Consider the following 20,077-nt stretch of genomic DNA (forward strand, 5'->3'; position numbering starts at 1 on the left):
TACCTTGCATATCGTATACGTTTATTATGGCATAATCTGCGGCAAAATTCTATGCATGTGCCGGGCTTTTCCTGTATAATGATATCTGAGGTGAAGTACATGGAAGTTATAAAGGTCGTACCGCGTGGATATTGCAAGGGTGTTATCAATGCCATTCTTATCGCAAAGAAAACAGCACAGGAGCATCCGGATACCCCGATTTATGTTCTGGGTATGCTGGTGCATAACTCCTATGTTATGCAGGCACTGAAGGAATTGCATATTTATCCCGTTGATGATAAAAATAAAACCCGACTGGAGCTGCTAGATGAAATTGAAGAAGGAATCGTCATCTTTACCGCACACGGTATTTCCCCTGCAGTAAAGGAAAAGGCACTTCGGAAGGGACTTCAATGTGTTGATGCAAGCTGTCCGGATGTGGTCAAAACACAGGATATCGTTATGGAGCAGCTGAAAAACGGCTGTGATGTCCTGTATATCGGAAAGCCGCGTCATCCGGAGGCAGAGGCCGTTTTATCGCTCAGTGAGAAGGTGCATCTGATCAGTACGCAACAGGATCTGGATACCCTGCCTCCTTTGGCACAGGTGTTTGTCACCAACCAGACAACCATGTCTATTTTTGATATTGAAGCACTGTTTGAGGCAATACGTGAACGGTATCCGAAGGCTGTCTTCTGTGAGGAAATCTGCAACGCAACCCGTATACGCCAGCAGGCAGTTGCCGATTTGAAGGACAAGCAAATCGATGTATTGTATGTGGTTGGTGACAGGTATTCCAACAACTCCAACCGGCTCGCGCAGATCGCCCGTGATCAGGGCATTCATCAGGTATATCTGATTGATGATGTCAATGATATTCAGGATGAGCAGCTATGCAATGCAGGACGTGTGGCGGTAACCTCGGGAGCTAGTACGCCAACGTATCTGACAGCACAGGTTATCGCATATCTGGAGGATTATGCGCCGGGGAAATGTAAGCCGCAGATAAGACTGTCTGAAATATTGTCATAATACATAGCAGGATAGGAAAGTAATTAGCACGAAAAAAGGTAGACGATGGCGGACGTCTGCCTTTTTCCTTCTTGTTTTACATACAGGAAAGCAGTGCCTGTTGTTTGATTATAAAGCTGCCTTCCCATTGTCGCACGCATATGCAGTAGCCTAACCATTCACATTACACAGGTAAGGATTTCCCCTTCAGACCTGCCGCTATCTGCTTTTTTGGAAGTAAACAGCAAGCGTATCCTTCAGCTCATGGTACCAAAGCTGCAGCGGGTGTGTCAGAATATGAACCCGCATCATGTCCTCGAATGTGGATTGATCAACCAGCATGGCATCGATGGTCTCCTTTTCCTGCAGCTGCAGCTTATCCAGCTCTACCGGATACTGCAGCAGATAATGATCGTAAATCCCCTGCCCCTTTACCTTGGTATGCAATTTTTGCAGCTGCTCCACTCTGCAGGAGATACCGGTCTCCTCATACAGCTCCCGTTTTGCCCCCTCCTGCGAGGTTTCTCCATGTAATACAGAGCCGCCTGTAACCTCCCAAAGCAAACCGCCGGGCTTGCAGGCATCCCGCTTTGTTAACAGCAGTCTGCCGTCATAGGTGAATGTCCAAATGAAGACAACGATATGATAATAGCCTTCCGGTATTGGCTTGCCCCGCATCTGCAGCTTATTCATCGGCTGCCGCTGTGCGTCATACAGATCCCAAAGTTCCATGTACTCACTTCTTTCCAGTGAATATTATATCAGAAATTCCCGCATTCGAACAATCCCTATTCCTAACAGCTTTCATGCCTGCTGCGTATAGCCTGCGATTCCTATAGCTCTTATAGACGTACCAAAAAAGGAACCGGTATTTAGTCCAGCTCCTTCAGCTTCTTTTCAATTGTTTTGATTTTCTCAACAGCAGCTGCATATCCGTCATGATGCGGCTGTGTGTGCTGTATGATTATTTTCTGCTTTTCCAGAATATACGTCCAATACTCTTTAAATAGTGGATGCCGATCAAGATACACACCGAATAGATACTGGTCTTCCCGCATATCAGATGGCTCCTTATGTACGGAGAGCATCTGATAATAGTGATGATCCTTTACGAGCTGCTCCGCATCGATTGTAAAACCGTTTTGATGCAGCCAGCGGCGCATATCCTCGACATGTGTATTGCATTGCAGAATTATCTGCTTATAATGTTTCAGCTGCTTATCACCTTTCATAAGAATCCTGCAAATGGTGTCATATCCCATACCGGCAATAACGACAACCTCCACATCATCCTCCAGACCCTGCAGACCGTCACACAGCTTTGTGGTGATGGAATTCTGCAGACCGTATTGTCTGATGGCTTCCTGTGCCCGTGATAGCGGACCCTTTCGTACATCACACGCATACACGTGTGCACATTTTCCCGACTGTATAAGGGCGATAGGCAGCAAGCCGTGATCACAGCCAATATCCGCAGCAACGCCACAGGGCTGTACCATATCAAAAATCGTATGTAATCGTGTACTCAGCTTCATTATGGCTTATCGACGAAATCCTTTAGACGCTTGGAGCGTGTAGGATGCTTCAGCTTACGCAGTGCCTTTGCCTCAATCTGACGGATTCGTTCACGAGTAACGTTGAATTCCTTTCCAACCTCCTCCAGTGTACGGGTTCTGCCATCATATAAACCGAAACGCAGGCGCAATACCTTTTCCTCACGCTCGGTCAGACCCTGCAGCACCGTATTGATTTCATCCTTCAGCAGCTGATTGTTGGCATATTCATCCGGTGACAGAGCTTCCTTGTCCTCGATGAAATCACCCAGATGAGAATCGTCCTCCTCACCGATCGGTGTTTCCAGAGATACCGGTTCCAGTGCGATTTTCTGAATTTCACGCACCTTTTCCGGAGAGATGTTTTCCATTTTTGCTGCGATTTCCTCTGCAGAGGGATCCCTTCCAAGATCCTGCACCAGCTGACGCTGAATACGTGTCAGCTTGTTGATTGTTTCCACCATATGTACCGGAATACGAATCGTTCTTGCCTGATCGGCGATGGCACGTGTGATTGCCTGACGAATCCACCATGTCGCGTAGGTTGAAAACTTAAAGCCCTTGGTATAATCGAATTTCTCAACCGCCTTAACCAGACCCATGTTTCCCTCCTGAATCAGATCCAGAAACAGCATACCGCGGCCAACATATTTCTTCGCAATGGATACAACCAGACGCAGGTTGGCAGAAATCAGCTTTTTCTTTGCCTCTTCATCACCTGCCTGAATGCGCCGCGCAATTTCCGGCTCCTCTTTCGGATCCAGAAGCTCAACGCGTCCGATTTCCTTTAAATACATTTTTACCGGATCATTGATTTTTGTGTGGGAAGAGTTGGCAAAGGACTGCTCCAGATTTTCGATATCGGCAGCAAGCGTATCCTCTTCATCGGTATCGTCATCCAGAAAATCAATATCATCGTCATCCTCGGTTGCGACCAAAGCGTCATCATCCATCAGATCGACATCATCGTCTTCATTTTTTACTTCAATATCATTGTCGGAAAACCACTGAAACAGATCATCAAAATCTGTATCTGTCATTGCCAGATGCTCCACGGCATCCATAACATCCTTCTGATAGAGGACATCATTCTGTTTGTATTCGTCCAGGAATTCCTGCTTGATATCTTCCAGTGTCTTGTATTCCTGCAAAACAGCTTTTTTCTTGGTGTTCTTCATATCCTTACTTCCTTCCCGCGCTGCGCCATTCCTCACGCTCTTTGATCAGCTGATTTTTCTCCACGGCGAGCTTAGCCTTTTCCATGGGATCATTCACAGATCGTATTTTTTTATTCAACAGCTGTATCTTATCATCCAGAAAGCAGGATTTTTCCTTGGCGATTGCTTCCTGCAGTACAGCCATATCCACATCCTCTCGGGCAAGCTCCCAGTTTGCGATTTCCAGAAGAAGTGCCTTCACGTCCTCCTCCCGAATCACATCCAGCAGCTCAGCGACAGCGAGGGTGGTGTGTGTTCGATAATAATCAATGATGTACATCGCAAGCTTGTTGCCGGTATCATCCTTTAAAAATCCAAGCTCCTCCTTGAACAGATTGCTTGCAGCAATTCCATTCAGCATCTGAGAGAGGATTTCATGCTCGGCATGACTTCTTCCACTTTTCGGAAAGGTCAAAAAGCTCTGCCGCGGGGGCTGCGGCTGATGAATCGCCCTGCGTTCCTCTTTGGGCTGCTCCACCTGCATATCAAATTCAGTCAGCTCCCGCAAACGAATGAAATAGCTCTGTTTCTCAAAATCATCCTGCAGTGCCTGAATTTCCAAAGCCATTTCCTGCGCGAATTCCTTTTTCTGAGAGTAGTTGTCCAAATTATACCGCCCAAGCAGGTATTCAAAGAGGAAATCAATCCAGGATATCGTCTTATCAAGCAGTGCGCGAAGCTCATCCTTCCCGTATACATCAATGACTTCATCCGGATCCAGACCGTACTTATTGTCTACAATTTCAAAGGGCAGCTGTGCCTCTTTGGCCATTTTACCGAATTTGTAGGTGGCGTTGCGACCGGCCTTATCTCCGTCATAGCAGATGACGATCGGTACATGCAGGAGCTGCAAAAGGCGCAGCTGTTCCTTGGTCATTGCCGTTCCCAGCGTAGCCACTGCATTGTGCAGCTCCACCTTTTCCAGTGCAAGCACATCCATGGCGCCTTCCACCAGATAGGCTTTTTTTGCTTTTCTGGCCTCCTGCTTGGCTCTATGATAGTTGAAAATCAGATTTCCTTTTTTGTAGATATCCGTTTCCGTAGTGTTGATATACTTTGCTTCTTCATTTTCCGCAACCCGCCGGGCTGTAAAGCCGACCGGTTCTCCGAATTCATCATGAATGGGAATCATGATACGATGCGAAAACACATCCTTCATTCCGAGGGAGGTAACACGTACAAGACCTGCGGACACAAGATCATCATCCGCATGCTTTTTGGCATGCAGGAAGCGATACAGGGCGTCATCCATCGGATTGTAGCCGATTTCAAAGCGCTTGATAATTTCTTCCGTAATATTGCGTCTCATCAGATATTCCTTGACGTTTTTCGCATCCAGCGTATCCAGCTGATAATGGGTGAATTCCATAGCCTCCCGGCATGCCTTATGCAGTGCCTGCAGGTGCGGATCCTTTATCCGAGGGGTGACATCAAGAGTATGCTCCAAAGTCACACCGGCATACTCGGCAACCTTGTAAACCGCCTCGATAAAGGATATTTTTTCATAATTCTGTACAAACGTGAATACATTGCCGCCTGCTCCGCACACAAAGCATTTGTAAATCTGTTTATCGGCAGCTATGGACATTGACGGATCATGATCGTCATGAAACGGGCAGACGCATTTATAGCTCTTTCCCTTTCTTGTCAGCGGCACATAGCGTCCAATCACATCTACGATATCAGCTTTTGCACGAATCTGGCTGATTTCCTGTTCACTCAAGCGTGCCAAGAACATCACTCCCCGCTGTTTTACAGCTTAATTCGCTCTTCGATATACGCGCTTAGATCCTTCAGGCTCACGCGCTCCTGTTCCATGCTGTCACGGTGGCGTACGGTTACGCAGTTGTCATTCTCTGTTTCAAAATCCACAGTGATACAGAACGGTGTACCAACGGCATCCTGACGACGGTATCGTTTTCCGATGCTTCCCGCCTCATCATAATCGCAGTTTCCCACTGGTGCAATCAGCTGGAACACCTCCATCGCCTTGTCGCTCAGCTTTTTGGAAAGCGGCATGACACAGGCCTTGATCGGAGCTAGGAACGGATGCAGATGCATGACGATACGGGTATCGTTTTCCAGCTCTTCCTCATCATAGGCATCGCACATAAATGCCAGCATCAGTCGTTCAACACCGACTGCCGGCTCCACGCAATAGGCCAGATATTTTTCGTTCGTTGCAGGATCCAGATATTCCAGCGATTTCTTGCTGGCTTCCTGATGCTGCTTCAAATCATAATCGGTTCGGTCCGCAATTCCCCACAGCTCACCCCAACCAATCTGGGAATGGAAATTATACTCAATATCGCAGGTACCCTTTGAATAGAAAGCCAGCTCCTCTGCTGTATGATCACGAAAGCGCAGATGATCGCTGTTAATACCCAGATTCGTCAAAAAGCTCATACAGTAATCCTTATAATACTGGTACCATTCCATATCCGTTCCCGGCTGACAGAAGAACTCCAGCTCCATCTGTTCAAATTCTCTGGTACGGAAAATAAAGTTTCCCGGTGTAATTTCATTACGGAAGCTCTTACCGATCTGTCCGATACCAAATGGCAGCTTCTTACGCATGGAGCGCTGTACGTTTTTAAAATTGACAAACATCCCCTGTGCCGTTTCCGGGCGCAGATAGATAGCACTCTTCGCATCCTCTACGACACCCTGAAAGGTTTTAAACATCAGATTAAACTGACGGATATCCGTAAAATTATGCGCTCCGCATTTTGGACATTTCAGCTGATGCTCTTCAATATAATCCATCATTGCTTCATTGCTCCAGCCCTCAACGCTAACCTCACCGTTTGTAGCGTCCTCAATCAGCTGATCGGCACGAAATCTGGATTTACACTCCTTGCAGTCCATCAATGGATCGGAGAATCCGCCGACATGACCGCTGGCAACCCATACTGCCGGATTCATCAGGATCGCAGACTGTATACCTGTATTATATGGAGATTCCTGAATGAATTTACGCCACCAGGCTTTTTTTATATTTTCCTTCAGTTCGACTCCCAAAGGACCGAAATCCCACGTATTGGACAAACCGCCGTAGATTTCAGATCCCTGAAACACAAAACCACTGTTTTTCGCATGGGCTACTACAGTATCAAATAATTTCTCGTTGTTCATGTTTATGCCCCTTTCAAAAAAAATTCACCCGCCGGTGATGCTCATGAAACTATGAAAATAGTTACAAGAATACACTATAATATAACACTTTTTTAAAGGAAATGTCAACGTGTTTTCCCCAATTAGAATAACAAAGTAAAAAAATAAAAAGAAGAATCCCTTTCCAATTGAAATTCTTCCCTGTACAGTAAAGGCAGCGTCATAAAAGCACCGGCGTTTATCTTCTTTTCGTTTTGATGCAGGCCGCTTTGCCCGTTGTCCATCTACAGGCAGTACGTGCGTAAAAATACCGGTACAATAATCAAAAAAAGCAGCCCTATAGAGAATTCCCTTGTAGGATTGCTTTTCATTTACATTCTGCAGGCATTTCGCATCCAGCTTACATGTGCCCCTCCATAGCGAACAGGGTTCGAAGAAAACGCACACTTTTCAGCGCTATGCCGCCATAATCTTCAAAAAAGCCATACAGCTCTTCAAAGTTTTCACTGCTAAACGGTTCCAGTCTCTCAATCAGCTCATAATGCTCCAGCTCTGCCTTGCAGAGAAGACGAAAGGTTTTCAAATCCCTGCGCGGTATGACATGATCGCCATATCGCAGACAGCTTTTGCAAACAAAGCCGCCATCTCTTCGCGACACTGCCTGAATATGCTGCGTGCTCTGACAGCGGACACAGCCATCCACAAACGGTTCAATTCCATGCATGCGATTCATAACAGCCTGAAACAGACAAAGTATCTGCAGCGGATGCTTTGCATCCTGTAAAATATCCAGACTTTGCTTTAGCAGGATGTATACATTTTCCTCAAAGCCACTGCGGTATATGCATTCACAGAAGTAGGAGGCAATGCTCTGCTTTACAAGATCCTCCCGAATTTTGCGATAACTGTTTATAATTTCTGCCCGGCGTAGAGACTGTATCGAAGCAGTCTGCTGATAATTCAGCTGCAGACGTGCCAGTGTAAACAGCTGTACGGCAGGAGCATTCTTACTTGTGACCTTACGAACTCCACGGGCGCTCACACTGAGCAGGGAGCCATCCTCACACAATACCTTCAACAGGGCATCATGTTCCCGATACTCCTTCACATCCACCAGGATTCCGCACACTTCCTCCTGCATTATTTCCCTTCTTCCAGCTCTAGATAACCCAGCTGATGCAGCTTGCTGCTGCGATTGCGCCAGTTCTTCTCGACACGCACATACAGCTCCAGCTCCACCTTTTTACCGAATTTTTCCTTCAGCTCCTTCTGGGCTGCAAGACGGATGCCGCGAATCATCGCTCCCTGCTTTCCAATCAGTATACTCTTTTGCGAGGAGCGCTCCACGACGATGAGAGCCGACAGCTCCATGCGGGTATCGCTTTCTTCCTTTTTTTCCACGATGACCGCAACAGAATGCGGGACCTCTTCATTTGTTTTATACAATACCTTTTCCCGGATGATTTCCGCAATCTGGAAATTTTCTCCATGGTCACTGATCATATCATCCGGAAAATACTTCACGCCCTCCTGCAGATACGACTTTGTCACCTCCAAAAGATGCTCCACATTTTCGCGTTTCAGCGCAGATACCGGAAAGATTTCCGCAAACTGCATGCGGCTCTGCCACTTACTCAGGGTCGTAAGCACCGCCTCCTTATCCAGCAGATCGATTTTATTAAGAATCAGAAATACCGGAATCTGTGCGCTTTTCATCTTTTCCAGAATGAATTCGTCTCCACTGCCAAAGGGCTGTGTGGCATCCACCATCCAGTAATTCACATCCGCCTCAGCAATCGCCGTATATGCATTGCGGTTCAGAGTACGCCCCAGCTCATGCTTCGGCTTATGAATTCCCGGTGTGTCCACAAAGACAAACTGCGCATCCTCCCGCGTCAATATCCCTGATATATTATTCCGTGTTGTCTGCGGCTTTGGCGTTGTAATGGCTACCTTTTCCTGCAGGATGGCATTTAGCAGGGTGCTTTTGCCTGCATTCGGACGGCCGATAATGGAAATAAATCCTGACTTATAGCTCATAAAACATCCTCACTCGTAAAGGACATCGGTAAAAGCTCGGCGATGCTTGTTATTTTCTGTTCCTGTTTGTTGCTTAACACGATGGGAGTATCCTGCTGCAGCAGCTCCACCAGTACCTGCCGACAGGCACCACAGGGCGCCGCAAGCTTCGTTCCGTCACTCACAATGGCAATCGCTACGATATCCTCCCTGCGATAGCCCATAGAATAAGCGGCAAATATCGCACTTCGCTCGGCACAATTCGTCAGACCGAAGGAAGCATTCTCTATATTAGCCCCCGGAATCAGCGTTCCATCCTTAGTTTTCACACAAGCTCCCACATGATAGCGGGAGTATGGTGCATATGCATGCTGCATGGCAGCAAACGCCGCATCCAGCAGCTCCTGATATTGTTCATTCACATTCATAAAAACAGCTTTCCTCCTATGATTACGATTCCAACAGCTGCCGCCGCCAGCGACATCACCAGCACAGCTGCAGCTGCGTAATCCTTTGCTTTTTTCGCTCCCTCACTGTATTGCGGCGACACCATGTCCACAATCGTTTCCAGAGCGGAATTGATATATTCCAGTGCAATCACAGCACCAATGACGATCAGAATGACGCACCATTCCATCGCCTCCAGCCCCAGACAAGCACAGACCGCAAGCACAACCATTCCCAGAACTGTCTGCAGCACAATGCTACGGTCATGCAGCAGCCCATGCATAAGACCGGCAAATGCATACCGGAATTTATTTCCGTATTTTTTTAGGAACGATATCATCCAGTATCACATCCTGCAGCTGAAACATCACAGCCTCATCCTCCGGTGTCATGTGGTCGTATCCCAGCAGGTGCAAAAGCCCATGCGTAAACAGAAAGCAGACCTCTCTTCGCAAGCTGTGACCGTAATCCGCCGCCTGCGCTGTAATCGCTTCTATGTTGATGAATATATCACCGAGCTCTTCCTCCCCCTCCATGACCTCATATGCATCCTCGCTGTCCTTCATGGCAAAGCTGATGACATCAGTCGGCCGGTCGATACCGCGATAATCCCTGTTCATTTCATGAATCATCTGGGGTGTCACGAAGATTACGGAGGCACTCCTGAGCCCTTCCAGCTTTAAAACCTGCTGTGTCTTTTCACTGATCGTTCTGAAATCGGAGGCATAGCGCGACCAGCGCCGTTCTCCGCTCTGATTAAATACACTGATTTCCATAAGCCACCTCGATTCTTAACCGTATATCCCCATATGCAACCTTACATAGCGTCGTCGCTTTCTAGGTTTTGTATCCTATACAGGCATATACCCTATTATAACACGAGCGGCGTGCAAATGAATAGCAGAAAAAGATTGTCACAGCACGAGCTGTACGCCATATCCGATCAAAAGGGCTTTTCTGACGTGAAATTGTAAAAACGCCTTTCAATTTATATACAGAATGTAAAAATTCTGTTAAAATTACCTTGCTACCATGTAATTTTAGAGTTTTTTTTGGGAGGAATCTTATGTTACATATTGCAGCTTCCGCCATGACACCGGCAGATATCAGCTGGGACTTCATCATTGGAGGTCTGGCGCTCTTTTTGTTCGGAATACAGTTCATGGGAGATGGTCTGAAAAGCATCGCGGGAGAAAAATTAAGAGAGTATATCGACCGTTACACCAACAAGCCCTGGAAGGGAATCCTTGTGGGTAGTATCATTACCGTATTTATTCAGTCAAGCAGTGCCACCAGTGCCATTGCCATCGGCTTTGTACGTGCCGGATTGATGAGTCTGGAGCAATCCATCGGCATCATCATCGGAGCGAATATCGGTACGACCGTAACCGCATTTCTAATCGGATTAAAGGTAGAGGCACTGGCCTTGTATTTCGTATTCCTGGGGGTTTTGATCACCCTGTTTGCCAAGCGGAAGAAACAGACCTATATGGGACAGATCGTTCTGGGCTTCGGTCTGCTGTTCTTCGGTCTGCGGCTGATGGGAGACGAGCTGAGCAAGCTGGGACAGATGGATTTCTTTACGACACTGGCAACGACTATGCAGAATCAGCCGATTCTCGGCTTTATCAGCGGTACCCTGATGACCGCCGTCGTGCAGTCCAGCTCTGCGGTTGTAGGAATCATACAGAAAATCTACGATTCCGGAGCCATGACGCTGACAGCTGCCCTGCCGTTTGTCTTTGGCTCCAATATCGGGACAACAGTAACCGCCGTGTTTGCGTCCATCGGCGGCAGCACCTCGGCCAAACGAGCCGCTGCTGTCAATGTTCTGTTCAACACCATCGGTTCTGTGATTTTCATGTTCCTGTTGACACCGTATGTGGATTTCATCGCCTTTTTATCAGACAAATACAGCATCTCACCGATGATGCAGATTGCCATTGCCCACATTTTGCGAACCATTGTCATATCCATCCTCGCTTATCCTTGTATCAATCTGATGGTCAGTGTCATCAAGAAGATCATACCGGGTGAGGAGGAGCGCATCGAAGTCGATCTGGAGGGTCTGGATCCAAAGCTAGCCGCATCACTTCCTGCCGGAGCCCTTGGCGTATCCAAGCAGGTAACGGTAAAAATGGGAGAGCTTGCTTCCGATTGTATCCGTGCGAGTCAGGAGTATTTCAATAAGAAAAGCGGTAAATACCGGGGTATGTCCAGTCAGTACGAGGATGCTATCAATTCTCTGGATTCCAAGATTACCGAATACCTGATGACGATTGCCCACAACAGTCTGAGTGAGCACGATACAGATGAATTCATCAACAATCTGCAGATTATCAAGAATATCGAACGGGTTGGCGATTTAACGATGAATCTGAATGAATTTTATGAGCTGACCTATGAAGACAAGGGAGCCTTCACAGACGAGGCTGTTGGGGATGTCAATGAAATGTATGAAACCGTTCTGGAAATGAATGAGATTGCATTGAATTATTTCTCTACCCGCGAAGAACATTATATTCAGATGATCAACGATAAAGAGAATTATCTGGACCTGGTGGAAGAAAAAGCCAGACAGCGTCACTTCAAGCGTATGGCCGGAGAGGTCTGCGGAAGCGGTGTTGCTGCCAGTATCTTTGTGGATATTCTCGGTACGCTGGAGCGTATTGGTGACCATATCTGGAATATCGTGAAGGAAGGAAATGAGGAAGCTATGACACTGGACCTTCGCCCAAACGAAACGGATGATTAACATGCAAAAGCCCTGCCGGTGTGCAGAGCTTTTTTTGTGCAGCTGTCGAATCATGGAAACATGGTGAAGATGCTTTTTTGTGAACACAGCACATTGGGTGATGGGACACTTTTTTACCAAAGCGTTTGATCCCTCACCACCCACATTATCCTTTCCAGAAATCACAAAGGGCCGCACCAAAGAACGCAAATACCTGATTGCCCTAAGCTGTTGAAACAGCTTTTTTACGCAAACCGAAGCATCTATCCAAAGTCGTAATGCTGTCCCTTTATCATATAAATGATATGCTCGCAGATATTCTTTGTATGATCCCCTGCCCGCTCAATGTTACGCAGCATGGAGGATATTTCAAAGATGTGCTCCACCAGATAGCTGGAATCATCATGACGGATTTTCTCTTTCAGCTCCTTATACAGAACATTGATTTCCTTATCCTTTTCCGGGATTTCAAAGGCTGTATCGATATCCCGGCTCTCATAACAGGTCATCGTTTCCTGCAGCATGGCGATAAAGCCCTTTTCCATGGCCTGTGCATAATCGAGAATAGAGGCATCCATATCATCGTGCTTGATTAGAAAAATGGAAATGTTTTTTGCATAATCACCGATACGCTCCAGCTCGGAAGCGATTTTGATGTCAGCCACCACCTTGCGAAGATCACTGGCAACCGGGGACAGCAACGCCAAAGAGCGTACTGCCTGATCGTTGATTTCCTCCTCCAGATGATTGATAATATCATCCGACTGTACGATTTCCAGCTCGATTTCCTTATTAGGGGAATTTAAGGCCTGTACAACCTTTTCATGCATACGGACAACCTTCTGTCCCATTTTCAGCACGTTTTCCTCCATGGTATCCAGCTCTTTATCAATTTTGATCATAGGTTCCTCCTTCTATCCAAATCTTCCTGTAATATAATCCTCGGTACGCTTGTCACATGGCTGCTGGAATATCCTGCTCGTCTTATTGAATTCCACAACCTCACCAAGCAGAAAGAAGGCTGTGTAGTCACTTACACGTGATGCCTGCTGCATGGAATGCGTAACGATAACAATCGTATAATCCTTTTTCAATTCCTCCATCAGATCCTCTATCTTGTTCGTCGCAATCGGATCCAAGGCACTGGTCGGCTCATCCATCAGGATTACCTCCGGCTCCATGGCGATTGCACGCGCGATACACAAGCGCTGCTGCTGCCCGCCGGATAAACCGAATGCAGAATCATTCAGCCGATCCTTGACCTCCTCCCACAGGGCCGCTTTCCTTAAGGACTGCTCAACAATGGCATCCAGTGTCTTGCGGTCCTTGATTCCCTGACACTTCGGTCCGTAGGTGATATTGTCATAGATTGACATCGGAAACGGATTCGGCTTTTGAAACACCATCCCCACCTGCGTGCGCAAATCCACAACATTCATTTCGGAGCCATAGGCATCCACCCCATTCAGCTCGATCGTTCCATCGATACGGCAGCCCTCAATCAGATCATTCATGCGGTTCAGGCAGCGCAGAAAGGTAGACTTCCCGCAGCCGCTCGGTCCAATGAGTGCGGTTATTTTATTCTGTTCGATATCCATGCCGATATCCTTCAGGGCATGCTTTTCTCCATAAAACAGATTCAGGTGCTCCACATGGAACACAGGTTCCTTCTTCATATACGAATTCCTCCTCTAATACCAGGATTTATTGAGCTTTTTACTCAGCAGCTTCACACAGATATTTAAAATCAGTACGAACACCAGAATCACAATGGAGATTGCACTGGCCAGTTCAAAATTGGGCTGCTCACTGCTCATGATGTTATAAATATGCACGGCAAGGCTGGTTCCCTGCGACATAAGGGTCGGCGTGTCATTGACATAGGTTCCCATGGTATAGATCAATGCCGCGCTTTCTCCAATTACACGTCCGATGCTCAGCAATACGCCGGTTAAAATTCCCGGGACCGCACAGGGCAGTACAACCTTGAAAATCGTCTGTGACTGATTGGCGCCTACAGATAATGATGCATCCCGCAAAGACTGCGGTACAACGATCAGCGCTTCCTCGGTGGAACGGATGATGGTGGGAAGCAGAATGATGGACATGGTGAAGCTGCCCAGCAGGATATTGGTCGTCGTTGCCCCAAACAGCTGCGTAATCGGAAACAGTACAGCAACCCCCATCAAACCGAAGATGATGCTTGGTACGCCCGTCAGCATTTCAATGGCGCTGCGAATCAATGATGTCAGCCTGTTCGGCTTTGCATATTCATGCAGATAAATGGCAGATGCAATTCCCAGTGGAAGTGAAATCAGCAGCGAAATCAATATCAGATACAGGGTGGATATAATCGAGCCGCGAATACCGCCGCCCGGTGTTTTGTAATACACCTTGGTAATGCTTTGTGCGGAGCTGTCCAGTGCCTGTGCCACCTCAGCTGCATTCTGCGACATGATGTTGCCCGCAATCATCGTCGCTCCGCTTTTGGTCCGATAGCCGAGGTTTTCCACCTGAAAGCCAACCTCCGTAGATAGGGAAACATCCTTATCCTTAATGCTTTCATCCTTCATATAATGGAAGGGAGATGCCTCATCAATGTATTCGACCAGAACGATAGCATCGCCGTTTTGATCCTTGGTATCCACAAAGCCGATTCCCCATTTCGAGGAGAAGGACGCTTCCTCACTCAAGGATGACGGCCGTTCAAAGCTGCCGGGATGATTTTTCGTTGTTTCCACACTGGTCAGATAATTCTTAGACCAGTAATTTCCCTTCAGAAGATCAATGCCCAGAGATGAAAAGCCCTTGGAAAAGATGAAGACAAAAATTGCAATCAGCACGAATACACTTAGTCCGCTGGAAAGGTAGGTTACCCCGTTGCACAAGCCATCAAACAACCGGCGCTTCCTTTTCTGATGGGAGGGTGTCTGTATCATTTCATATTCCCCACTTTCTTCTTCATCAGATTCAAGAGCAGATTGGACAGCAGAATGACTGCCATCAGCACCAGACCTGCCGAGAATCGTATGTCATAATCCAGTCCGGTCGTTTCCTTTAAGCCGGCCAGCATGGTTGTTGTCAGTGTCCTTGTCGTATCAAACACATTAACGGTCGGTCCAAACATTTTGTTTCCCGCTACCATGGCAACAGCTGTAGCTTCTCCGAAGGCTCTGCCGATGCCCAATATCGCTCCGGCAAAGATTCCGGATTTGGCACTTGTCAGAATAACCTTGAAATTCGTCTGTGTCCGCGTGGCGCCAAGTGCAAGACTGCCAAGCTCCACTTCTCTGTCTACAGAGCGGATTGCCGTGATTGACAGGGATGTAATTGTTGGAAATATCATAATCGCCAGCAACAGAATCACTGCCAGCAAAGAGCTTCCTCCAGCCGTCACAAAGCCAAGGGAGGATGCAAGCGAGCTGACCAGCACGGTAATCGTACCGGATGCAAATACACCATATACAACAGAAGGTATACTGGCAAGCAGCTCCACTACCGTCGTCATGACCTCTGCGACATGCTTGGGTGCTATTTTTGCAATAAACAATGCCGTCAGTACAGACAGAGGAAAGGAGATCACCAGTGCGCCGAATGCCGAAACCAGCGTATTGATAACAATAAAGCCAACACCATAGATTCCCTGATCCTTACGCCACATCATTCCGGTCAGAAAGGAGACAATATCCTGCTGCCCATAGGAATAGCCGCTCAAAAAGGGAGAAATCCCCTTGACACTGATGAAGATAATGATGATGGCAATCGCACTGGACGACAGCAATGCCGCCAGAAGAAAGATTGCCTTCATCCTTTGATCCTTTTTCAGCTTTTTTCGATTTTTCTCTGTACTGATGCTATCTCGTACATAACTTTTCATTCTTCACCAATCCTTATCATCATAAGACAGCCTGGAAATCCAGGCTGTCTTGCAAGTCACGTTTTTAGCTTCTTTTCTTTATTTGATGTCTTCCCATTTCAGCGTTTCACCTGTGAAGATGCTCTTCAGCTGTGCCTGTGTCAAGGATGTAACATCTGTATTTTCCTTATTTACAACTGCGACTACCGCATCGATGCAGTACTGTCCGCTTTCCATAGCTTTGGAAATATCCTCGGAGCCATCCTCCTTAAAAGCACGGGAAGCAAAGCCGATATCCCCTTTGTTCGGACCGTCTTTTTCTTTTCCAAGCACTCTTGGTACTGCATCTCCGCTTCCGGACTGATTCATAGTGAATTTGAAGTTTCCTGCCATTGGAGAGAACGCCTCCAGAGAAGCCTTCACCGTTTTTTCTACGGATGTTGAGCCGCAGGTCGTAATGGTGATTGCGGAATTATCCTTCCCTAATACAGCTTCATATTTTTTGGAAAGCTCATCCCAAGGCTTTGCCTTGCTTTCATCAACTTCCCCGCCGTTTTTCTTAACGATCGCCATACCTTCTGTAGAGTTCTGCATGAAGTCCAGGAATGCCTGCACCAGCTGTTCCTTGTCATCACTTCCATAATCACCTGCTGCCCTTGTTACATACATAAACGGGCGCTGCAGCTTGTAGCTTCCATCCAGTACGCTTTCACTGCTCGCTGTGACCCCTTCATACTGCAGAGCGCTGACACCGTTTTTCTCGAAATCGGTGGACAGGGATGTATAGCCGATACCGTTTTTATCGGCTCCTACCTTGGCTGCCATATCGTCATTGCTGGATACCTCGATAGCATTCTTTGTCAGACTTCCTTCAAAGTCCACTCCCTTTTCGAATGCCTCTCTGGTTCCGCTTGATGAATCTCGCGTATATACTTTGATATCACCGCTGACACCTGCTGTTTTTCCTTCATCGCTGGATCCGCAGGCTGCCAGTGAGAATGTCATCAGGCAGGCTACGGTAGCCGTCATAGTTTTTTTCCACATGTTCATTTTTCATATTCCTCCTTGAATACGGTTCTATCATACGACACCTATGTTAACGGATAATGAAGAGATTGTTAAGCAATCGTTAAAATGTAAAAATGTTTTATATCCGGTGCCATTCAAACCGGTAGTATAATGTGCTATACTTATGACAAGAGATAAAAAGGGATGGCGATTATGAATAAATTGTTACGAGGCTTTTTCACAGCTTCGGCAGCCGTTTTTCTTTGCAGCGGCTGCAAGGGGATACCTCCGGAAAACGAGGCCATGAGTAAGGCGTTGCAGGACAGGGATGTAACATACAGTATTGTTGCACTGGATGACAAATGCTTCTATCTAAGCCTGGAGAATCAGGATCTGATATTCGATTATCTTATGGAAACCGACAAAAACAAAGAAGGCGGAAGCTATTACACAATGGAAATCACCACAAAGAAAACGGATGCCATGAGCTTTCAGTGGGTACAGGCAGCTGCCTATCAAAATAACACGCTGAAGAAAATTAAAAACGGAGATTGTGATGTTATGATGGATGATGCCATCCATGCCTTTGATTCTAAGAAAATTTGCACAGGAGCTGCCCTGCAGGAGGCAAGGACCTATGAGGCAGAAGTACGAAAGCGGCTGGCTGCATATGGCATTACACCGCAGGATACCTTCTCCTACGGGCGCAGCTACCTGAAAAACAATCAGGACACAGCACTTGTCAATCTGGATATTATGACCCGCTTCAAAAATATCATGCCCACGAATAGCAGCCGCTAAACAAATACGTAAAAACAGATACTGCCGGAATTACACCTACAGTATCTGTTTTCATTTCATTTCTATGATATCGACTTACCCGCCTGCCTTTTCAGATCTTCCGCAATACAGCCTTGAACTTCTGCAGCGGCTGTTCACCTCTTCTTTTCCAAGCGGTGATATCCGAAATTTCAATCTCCATCTAACAGCTTCCTATTAAAACGAACATCGAACATCAAAGCCCGAGAATACAACCGCCTGCTTCAGGAGCGCAGCCCTTTTCTGTCATGCAGTATAGTGACTCGTAAAAAAGCGTCAGAATACACTATTCTCCATTTGCATTTTACAGTATATCGCGCTATGATATTAAACAGTTGGCTGTAAGCACAGCAAGATTGGAGTAGAGCTATGACAGTAAAGGAAATTTTTAAGAAAGCAGTGATTGCCGGCGCCGATCCGTTATCCATAACAGAGCTTGGCTTTGCCTATCTTAATGATATCGGCACCTGGAATATCAATATCAATTCACAGAACACCGGCTGCAAGAATAAAACGATCACCGTAGAGCAGCTGCTGGATATCTTCGAGCATCACTGTACCTGCTTTCGCACGCAGAATGAATGCTTTGAGGATAAACGTAAGGAAATGATCCAGCTTTTAAAGGAACACGATCCACAGGCAACCATAGATTTCAATTAAGAGAAGCATTGTTTCATTCACCCCACCGGTTTGAAACAATGCTTTTTATGTATGTTATCCCCGCAATAGCTCAATCAGCAGTGCTTCACTTTCATAGATATCGCTGCGACTGTCACGCAGAAAGGCATTCATCCCCTCTGGTTCGCACATCTCCCACATGACCACTTCAACAAAATGGTTATGCGCCTTTAACAGTCCATCATATGCATCCCACACACTCTTTCTTATGAACGGCTTGTTCAATCTCAATAACGACTGACAATCCGTTAGACGTTCTTTAAGCGTATCGATCATCTGCGAGGTCATCATCATGTCATTATCCAGATAATCATCACAGATTTGATATACCGACCGATACATATCGTAGCGATTCCACAGGTCTTTGAGAAGCTCCCGCTCCTGTATTTGTACATACTCCATCTCTTCAACTGCCTGCCCCTTCCGGCTTACCATCCACTGGTAAAAGGCAAAAAGCATCCCGGCACTACCAATCACCGGAGCAGCTGTTTTGAGAAATCGCCTTGTGCTGTGTGTCAATTCCATACTACTACCTCCTTACGATTTCCCCATTTTTTCTTCCCACCTGTATCTTACTATGTATAGAATGCAAATTTTGTGATATTTTGTCGAACACGCCTTGATATATGAGAAATTTAACAAAATTTGTCATATAGTGTTATCATTTTAGCAATACATATCGCTCAGCTTTATAGTTTACATTTCAACAATTAACAAAGGTATCGCCTTTTTTATGTCACCCGCAAAGAAATCATAGCATATATTTCAGCAATTGCGGGAGAAAATTAACAAATTGCGGATAGTAAGCCTTAAACTTTTAACATGCGGTGTTTTCTTCTCACAATATCCTTATTGCACAGATACAGTATGTTGCTTTCAAATACAAAAAAGACACTGATCACAGTGTCCACGATTTTCATATGGTATCGCGTACGGGATTCGAACCCGTGATACAGCCTTGAGAGGGCTGTGGCTTGACCGCTTGCCGAACGCGACATCTTTGTTTGCTTGACTATTATAGCATTATTCTTTTTCAAACGCAAGAGCAAATTTACATTTCATATAATTTGCTGAAGTGAAAAGTTAAATTCCACTTTCAAAGTAGCTAAGTAGAAAAGACTCTTACACAACAATCTAGTTGAATTTACACTTACAATTGCATTTAGTCTTTCATATATCCTTTTTTATATCTATGATGAAGGTAACCGCTGGTTATTATCATACACATTACAAAGGGTGATGAATATGGCAACGAACAAAAACAAACATCTGACTCAGGACGATCGCAATGTCATCGCGATCGGCATCGTTAATGGTTCTTCTAAAAAAGCTATTGCTGATAATCTAGGCAAAGATAAATCTACGATAGATAAGGAAATCCGTGCTCACCGTTATCTCTCTCATAAATCTACACTTTCTCTAGAATGCGAGAACTATGCTCACTGTAAGTTTGAGAGAAAGAATTGTACTGTCAACTGCCCTGATTATTCTAAGTTCCACTGTAAACGCAGAGATCGTACTCCGGGAGCTTGTAATGGCTGTGAGAAACTGAAAAGCTGCCGCTTTGATAAATACCTCTATAAACCTACGATCGCCTATGAGGAATACCGTAGCGAATTTATATAAAATATAAATTTTTTCA

Annotated in this window: 21 protein-coding genes and 1 tRNA gene; 5 read left to right on the top strand and 17 right to left on the bottom strand. The window is 46.1% G+C overall.

Translation table 11 applies throughout. From position 1 onward, the window contains the following. Nucleotides 1–99 precede the first annotated feature (99 nt). Nucleotides 100–1,011, top strand: coding sequence for a 4-hydroxy-3-methylbut-2-enyl diphosphate reductase (ispH, locus tag ACESPQ_RS15250; RefSeq protein ID WP_044904747.1), 912 nt, complete (start codon nt 100–102; stop codon nt 1,009–1,011). A gap of 198 nt (nt 1,012–1,209) precedes the next feature. On the opposite strand, the gene ACESPQ_RS15255 is transcribed toward ispH, so the two are convergent. The 10 genes from ACESPQ_RS15255 to ybeY form a co-directional block, all read right to left on the bottom strand. Further along, on the bottom strand, nt 1,210–1,722 hold the full coding sequence (locus tag ACESPQ_RS15255) for an NUDIX hydrolase (protein WP_109770029.1): 513 nt from the start codon (nt 1,720–1,722) through the stop codon (nt 1,210–1,212). Between the two features lie 140 nt (nt 1,723–1,862). Then, entirely contained in the window at nt 1,863–2,525 is a 663-nt protein-coding gene (locus ACESPQ_RS15260; RefSeq protein ID WP_002609084.1) for a tRNA (adenine(22)-N(1))-methyltransferase, read from the bottom strand. Next, on the bottom strand, nt 2,525–3,721 hold the full coding sequence (gene rpoD / locus ACESPQ_RS15265) for an RNA polymerase sigma factor RpoD (protein ID WP_002609085.1): 1,197 nt from the start codon (nt 3,719–3,721) through the stop codon (nt 2,525–2,527). The genes ACESPQ_RS15260 and rpoD overlap by 1 nt, the downstream gene beginning before the upstream one ends. A gap of 4 nt (nt 3,722–3,725) precedes the next feature. Then, the gene (dnaG, locus tag ACESPQ_RS15270; RefSeq protein WP_373144540.1) at nt 3,726–5,492 is read right to left on the bottom strand and encodes a DNA primase; all 1,767 of its coding nucleotides are present in this window, start codon (nt 5,490–5,492) and stop codon (nt 3,726–3,728) included. Between the two features lie 20 nt (nt 5,493–5,512). Continuing rightward, a complete protein-coding gene (locus ACESPQ_RS15275; protein WP_002609087.1) occupies nt 5,513–6,895 on the bottom strand; it encodes a glycine--tRNA ligase in 1,383 nt (460 codons plus the stop codon). Nucleotides 6,896–7,274: 379 nt separating this feature from the next. Beyond that, nucleotides 7,275–8,015, bottom strand: a complete 741-nt coding sequence (gene recO / locus ACESPQ_RS15280; RefSeq protein WP_002609088.1) for a DNA repair protein RecO — start codon at nt 8,013–8,015, stop codon at nt 7,275–7,277. Continuing rightward, nucleotides 8,015–8,914 (bottom strand): GTPase Era, encoded by a 900-nt coding sequence (gene era / locus ACESPQ_RS15285; protein ID WP_002609089.1) that lies wholly within the window; start codon nt 8,912–8,914, stop codon nt 8,015–8,017. Before era ends, recO begins: the two co-directional genes overlap by 1 nt. Continuing rightward, nucleotides 8,911–9,321 (bottom strand): cytidine deaminase, encoded by a 411-nt coding sequence (gene cdd, locus ACESPQ_RS15290; protein WP_002609090.1) that lies wholly within the window; start codon nt 9,319–9,321, stop codon nt 8,911–8,913. The genes era and cdd overlap by 4 nt, the downstream gene beginning before the upstream one ends. Then, nucleotides 9,318–9,680, bottom strand: coding sequence for a diacylglycerol kinase (locus ACESPQ_RS15295; RefSeq protein ID WP_038274515.1), 363 nt, complete (start codon nt 9,678–9,680; stop codon nt 9,318–9,320). The genes cdd and ACESPQ_RS15295 overlap by 4 nt, the downstream gene beginning before the upstream one ends. Then, nucleotides 9,649–10,116: an rRNA maturation RNase YbeY gene (gene ybeY, locus ACESPQ_RS15300; protein ID WP_044904740.1), complete on the bottom strand. Its 468-nt coding sequence runs from the start codon at nt 10,114–10,116 to the stop codon at nt 9,649–9,651. Before ybeY ends, ACESPQ_RS15295 begins: the two co-directional genes overlap by 32 nt. 290 nt (nt 10,117–10,406) lie before the next feature. Here ybeY and ACESPQ_RS15305 point away from each other — a divergent pair, with 290 nt between their 5' ends. Further along, nucleotides 10,407–12,095 carry a Na/Pi cotransporter family protein gene (locus tag ACESPQ_RS15305; protein ID WP_002609093.1) on the top strand — a complete coding sequence of 563 codons (1,689 nt, stop codon included), beginning with the start codon at nt 10,407–10,409 and terminating at the stop codon, nt 12,093–12,095. Between the two features lie 242 nt (nt 12,096–12,337). Here ACESPQ_RS15305 and phoU read toward each other — a convergent pair whose 3' ends face one another. From phoU to ACESPQ_RS15330, 5 genes are all read right to left on the bottom strand, one after another. Beyond that, nucleotides 12,338–12,976, bottom strand: coding sequence for a phosphate signaling complex protein PhoU (gene phoU, locus ACESPQ_RS15310; protein ID WP_002609094.1), 639 nt, complete (start codon nt 12,974–12,976; stop codon nt 12,338–12,340). Between the two features lie 12 nt (nt 12,977–12,988). After that, nucleotides 12,989–13,750, bottom strand: a complete 762-nt coding sequence (gene pstB, locus ACESPQ_RS15315) for a phosphate ABC transporter ATP-binding protein PstB (protein ID WP_109770024.1) — start codon at nt 13,748–13,750, stop codon at nt 12,989–12,991. Between the two features lie 15 nt (nt 13,751–13,765). After that, a complete protein-coding gene (gene pstA, locus ACESPQ_RS15320; protein ID WP_002609096.1) occupies nt 13,766–15,013 on the bottom strand; it encodes a phosphate ABC transporter permease PstA in 1,248 nt (415 codons plus the stop codon). Further along, nucleotides 15,010–15,951, bottom strand: a complete 942-nt coding sequence (gene pstC / locus ACESPQ_RS15325; protein WP_002609097.1) for a phosphate ABC transporter permease subunit PstC — start codon at nt 15,949–15,951, stop codon at nt 15,010–15,012. Before pstC ends, pstA begins: the two co-directional genes overlap by 4 nt. Nucleotides 15,952–16,029: 78 nt before the next feature. After that, the gene (locus ACESPQ_RS15330; protein ID WP_002609098.1) at nt 16,030–16,980 is read right to left on the bottom strand and encodes a substrate-binding domain-containing protein; all 951 of its coding nucleotides are present in this window, start codon (nt 16,978–16,980) and stop codon (nt 16,030–16,032) included. A gap of 171 nt (nt 16,981–17,151) precedes the next feature. On the opposite strand from ACESPQ_RS15330, the gene ACESPQ_RS15335 reads away from it, so the two are divergent. Both ACESPQ_RS15335 and ACESPQ_RS15340 read left to right on the top strand, forming a co-directional pair. Further along, nucleotides 17,152–17,739 (top strand): hypothetical protein, encoded by a 588-nt coding sequence (locus ACESPQ_RS15335; RefSeq protein WP_109770366.1) that lies wholly within the window; start codon nt 17,152–17,154, stop codon nt 17,737–17,739. Between the two features lie 387 nt (nt 17,740–18,126). Continuing rightward, nucleotides 18,127–18,417: a hypothetical protein gene (locus ACESPQ_RS15340; protein ID WP_002609100.1), complete on the top strand. Its 291-nt coding sequence runs from the start codon at nt 18,127–18,129 to the stop codon at nt 18,415–18,417. Nucleotides 18,418–18,471: 54 nt separating this feature from the next. On the opposite strand, the gene ACESPQ_RS15345 is transcribed toward ACESPQ_RS15340, so the two are convergent. Continuing rightward, nucleotides 18,472–18,960 (bottom strand): hypothetical protein, encoded by a 489-nt coding sequence (locus tag ACESPQ_RS15345; protein ID WP_002609101.1) that lies wholly within the window; start codon nt 18,958–18,960, stop codon nt 18,472–18,474. Between the two features lie 396 nt (nt 18,961–19,356). Continuing rightward, nucleotides 19,357–19,431, bottom strand: a tRNA-Glu gene (locus tag ACESPQ_RS15350). Between the two features lie 249 nt (nt 19,432–19,680). Between ACESPQ_RS15350 and ACESPQ_RS15355 the strand changes: the two genes are divergently transcribed. Further along, on the top strand, nt 19,681–20,061 hold the full coding sequence (locus ACESPQ_RS15355) for a helix-turn-helix domain-containing protein (protein ID WP_002609158.1): 381 nt from the start codon (nt 19,681–19,683) through the stop codon (nt 20,059–20,061). Nucleotides 20,062–20,077: the final 16 nt, after the last annotated feature.

Origin of the sequence: Clostridium sp. HGF2 (assembly GCF_964240115.1) — a bacterium.
In the GTDB taxonomy this organism is placed as follows: domain Bacteria; phylum Bacillota_I; class Bacilli_A; order Erysipelotrichales; family Erysipelotrichaceae; genus Clostridium_AQ; species Clostridium_AQ innocuum.

Bases quoted from the DNA above. Each gene is read 5' to 3' on its own strand.
- ispH (WP_044904747.1), top strand. From the start codon at position 100: ATGGAAGTTATAAAGGTCGTACCGCGTGGATATTGCAAGGGTGTTATC.
- ACESPQ_RS15255 (WP_109770029.1), bottom strand. From the start codon at position 1,722: ATGGAACTTTGGGATCTGTATGACGCACAGCGGCAGCCGATGAATAAG.
- ACESPQ_RS15260 (WP_002609084.1), bottom strand. From the start codon at position 2,525: ATGAAGCTGAGTACACGATTACATACGATTTTTGATATGGTACAGCCC.
- rpoD (WP_002609085.1), bottom strand. From the start codon at position 3,721: ATGAAGAACACCAAGAAAAAAGCTGTTTTGCAGGAATACAAGACACTG.
- ACESPQ_RS15275 (WP_002609087.1), bottom strand. From the start codon at position 6,895: ATGAACAACGAGAAATTATTTGATACTGTAGTAGCCCATGCGAAAAAC.
- recO (WP_002609088.1), bottom strand. From the start codon at position 8,015: ATGCAGGAGGAAGTGTGCGGAATCCTGGTGGATGTGAAGGAGTATCGG.
- era (WP_002609089.1), bottom strand. From the start codon at position 8,914: ATGAGCTATAAGTCAGGATTTATTTCCATTATCGGCCGTCCGAATGCA.
- cdd (WP_002609090.1), bottom strand. From the start codon at position 9,321: ATGAATGTGAATGAACAATATCAGGAGCTGCTGGATGCGGCGTTTGCT.
- ACESPQ_RS15295 (WP_038274515.1), bottom strand. From the start codon at position 9,680: ATGATATCGTTCCTAAAAAAATACGGAAATAAATTCCGGTATGCATTT.
- ybeY (WP_044904740.1), bottom strand. From the start codon at position 10,116: ATGGAAATCAGTGTATTTAATCAGAGCGGAGAACGGCGCTGGTCGCGC.
- ACESPQ_RS15305 (WP_002609093.1), top strand. From the start codon at position 10,407: ATGTTACATATTGCAGCTTCCGCCATGACACCGGCAGATATCAGCTGG.
- phoU (WP_002609094.1), bottom strand. From the start codon at position 12,976: ATGATCAAAATTGATAAAGAGCTGGATACCATGGAGGAAAACGTGCTG.
- pstB (WP_109770024.1), bottom strand. From the start codon at position 13,750: ATGAAGAAGGAACCTGTGTTCCATGTGGAGCACCTGAATCTGTTTTAT.
- pstA (WP_002609096.1), bottom strand. From the start codon at position 15,013: ATGATACAGACACCCTCCCATCAGAAAAGGAAGCGCCGGTTGTTTGAT.
- pstC (WP_002609097.1), bottom strand. From the start codon at position 15,951: ATGAAAAGTTATGTACGAGATAGCATCAGTACAGAGAAAAATCGAAAA.
- ACESPQ_RS15330 (WP_002609098.1), bottom strand. From the start codon at position 16,980: ATGAACATGTGGAAAAAAACTATGACGGCTACCGTAGCCTGCCTGATG.
- ACESPQ_RS15335 (WP_109770366.1), top strand. From the start codon at position 17,152: ATGAATAAATTGTTACGAGGCTTTTTCACAGCTTCGGCAGCCGTTTTT.
- ACESPQ_RS15340 (WP_002609100.1), top strand. From the start codon at position 18,127: ATGACAGTAAAGGAAATTTTTAAGAAAGCAGTGATTGCCGGCGCCGAT.
- ACESPQ_RS15345 (WP_002609101.1), bottom strand. From the start codon at position 18,960: ATGGAATTGACACACAGCACAAGGCGATTTCTCAAAACAGCTGCTCCG.
- ACESPQ_RS15355 (WP_002609158.1), top strand. From the start codon at position 19,681: ATGGCAACGAACAAAAACAAACATCTGACTCAGGACGATCGCAATGTC.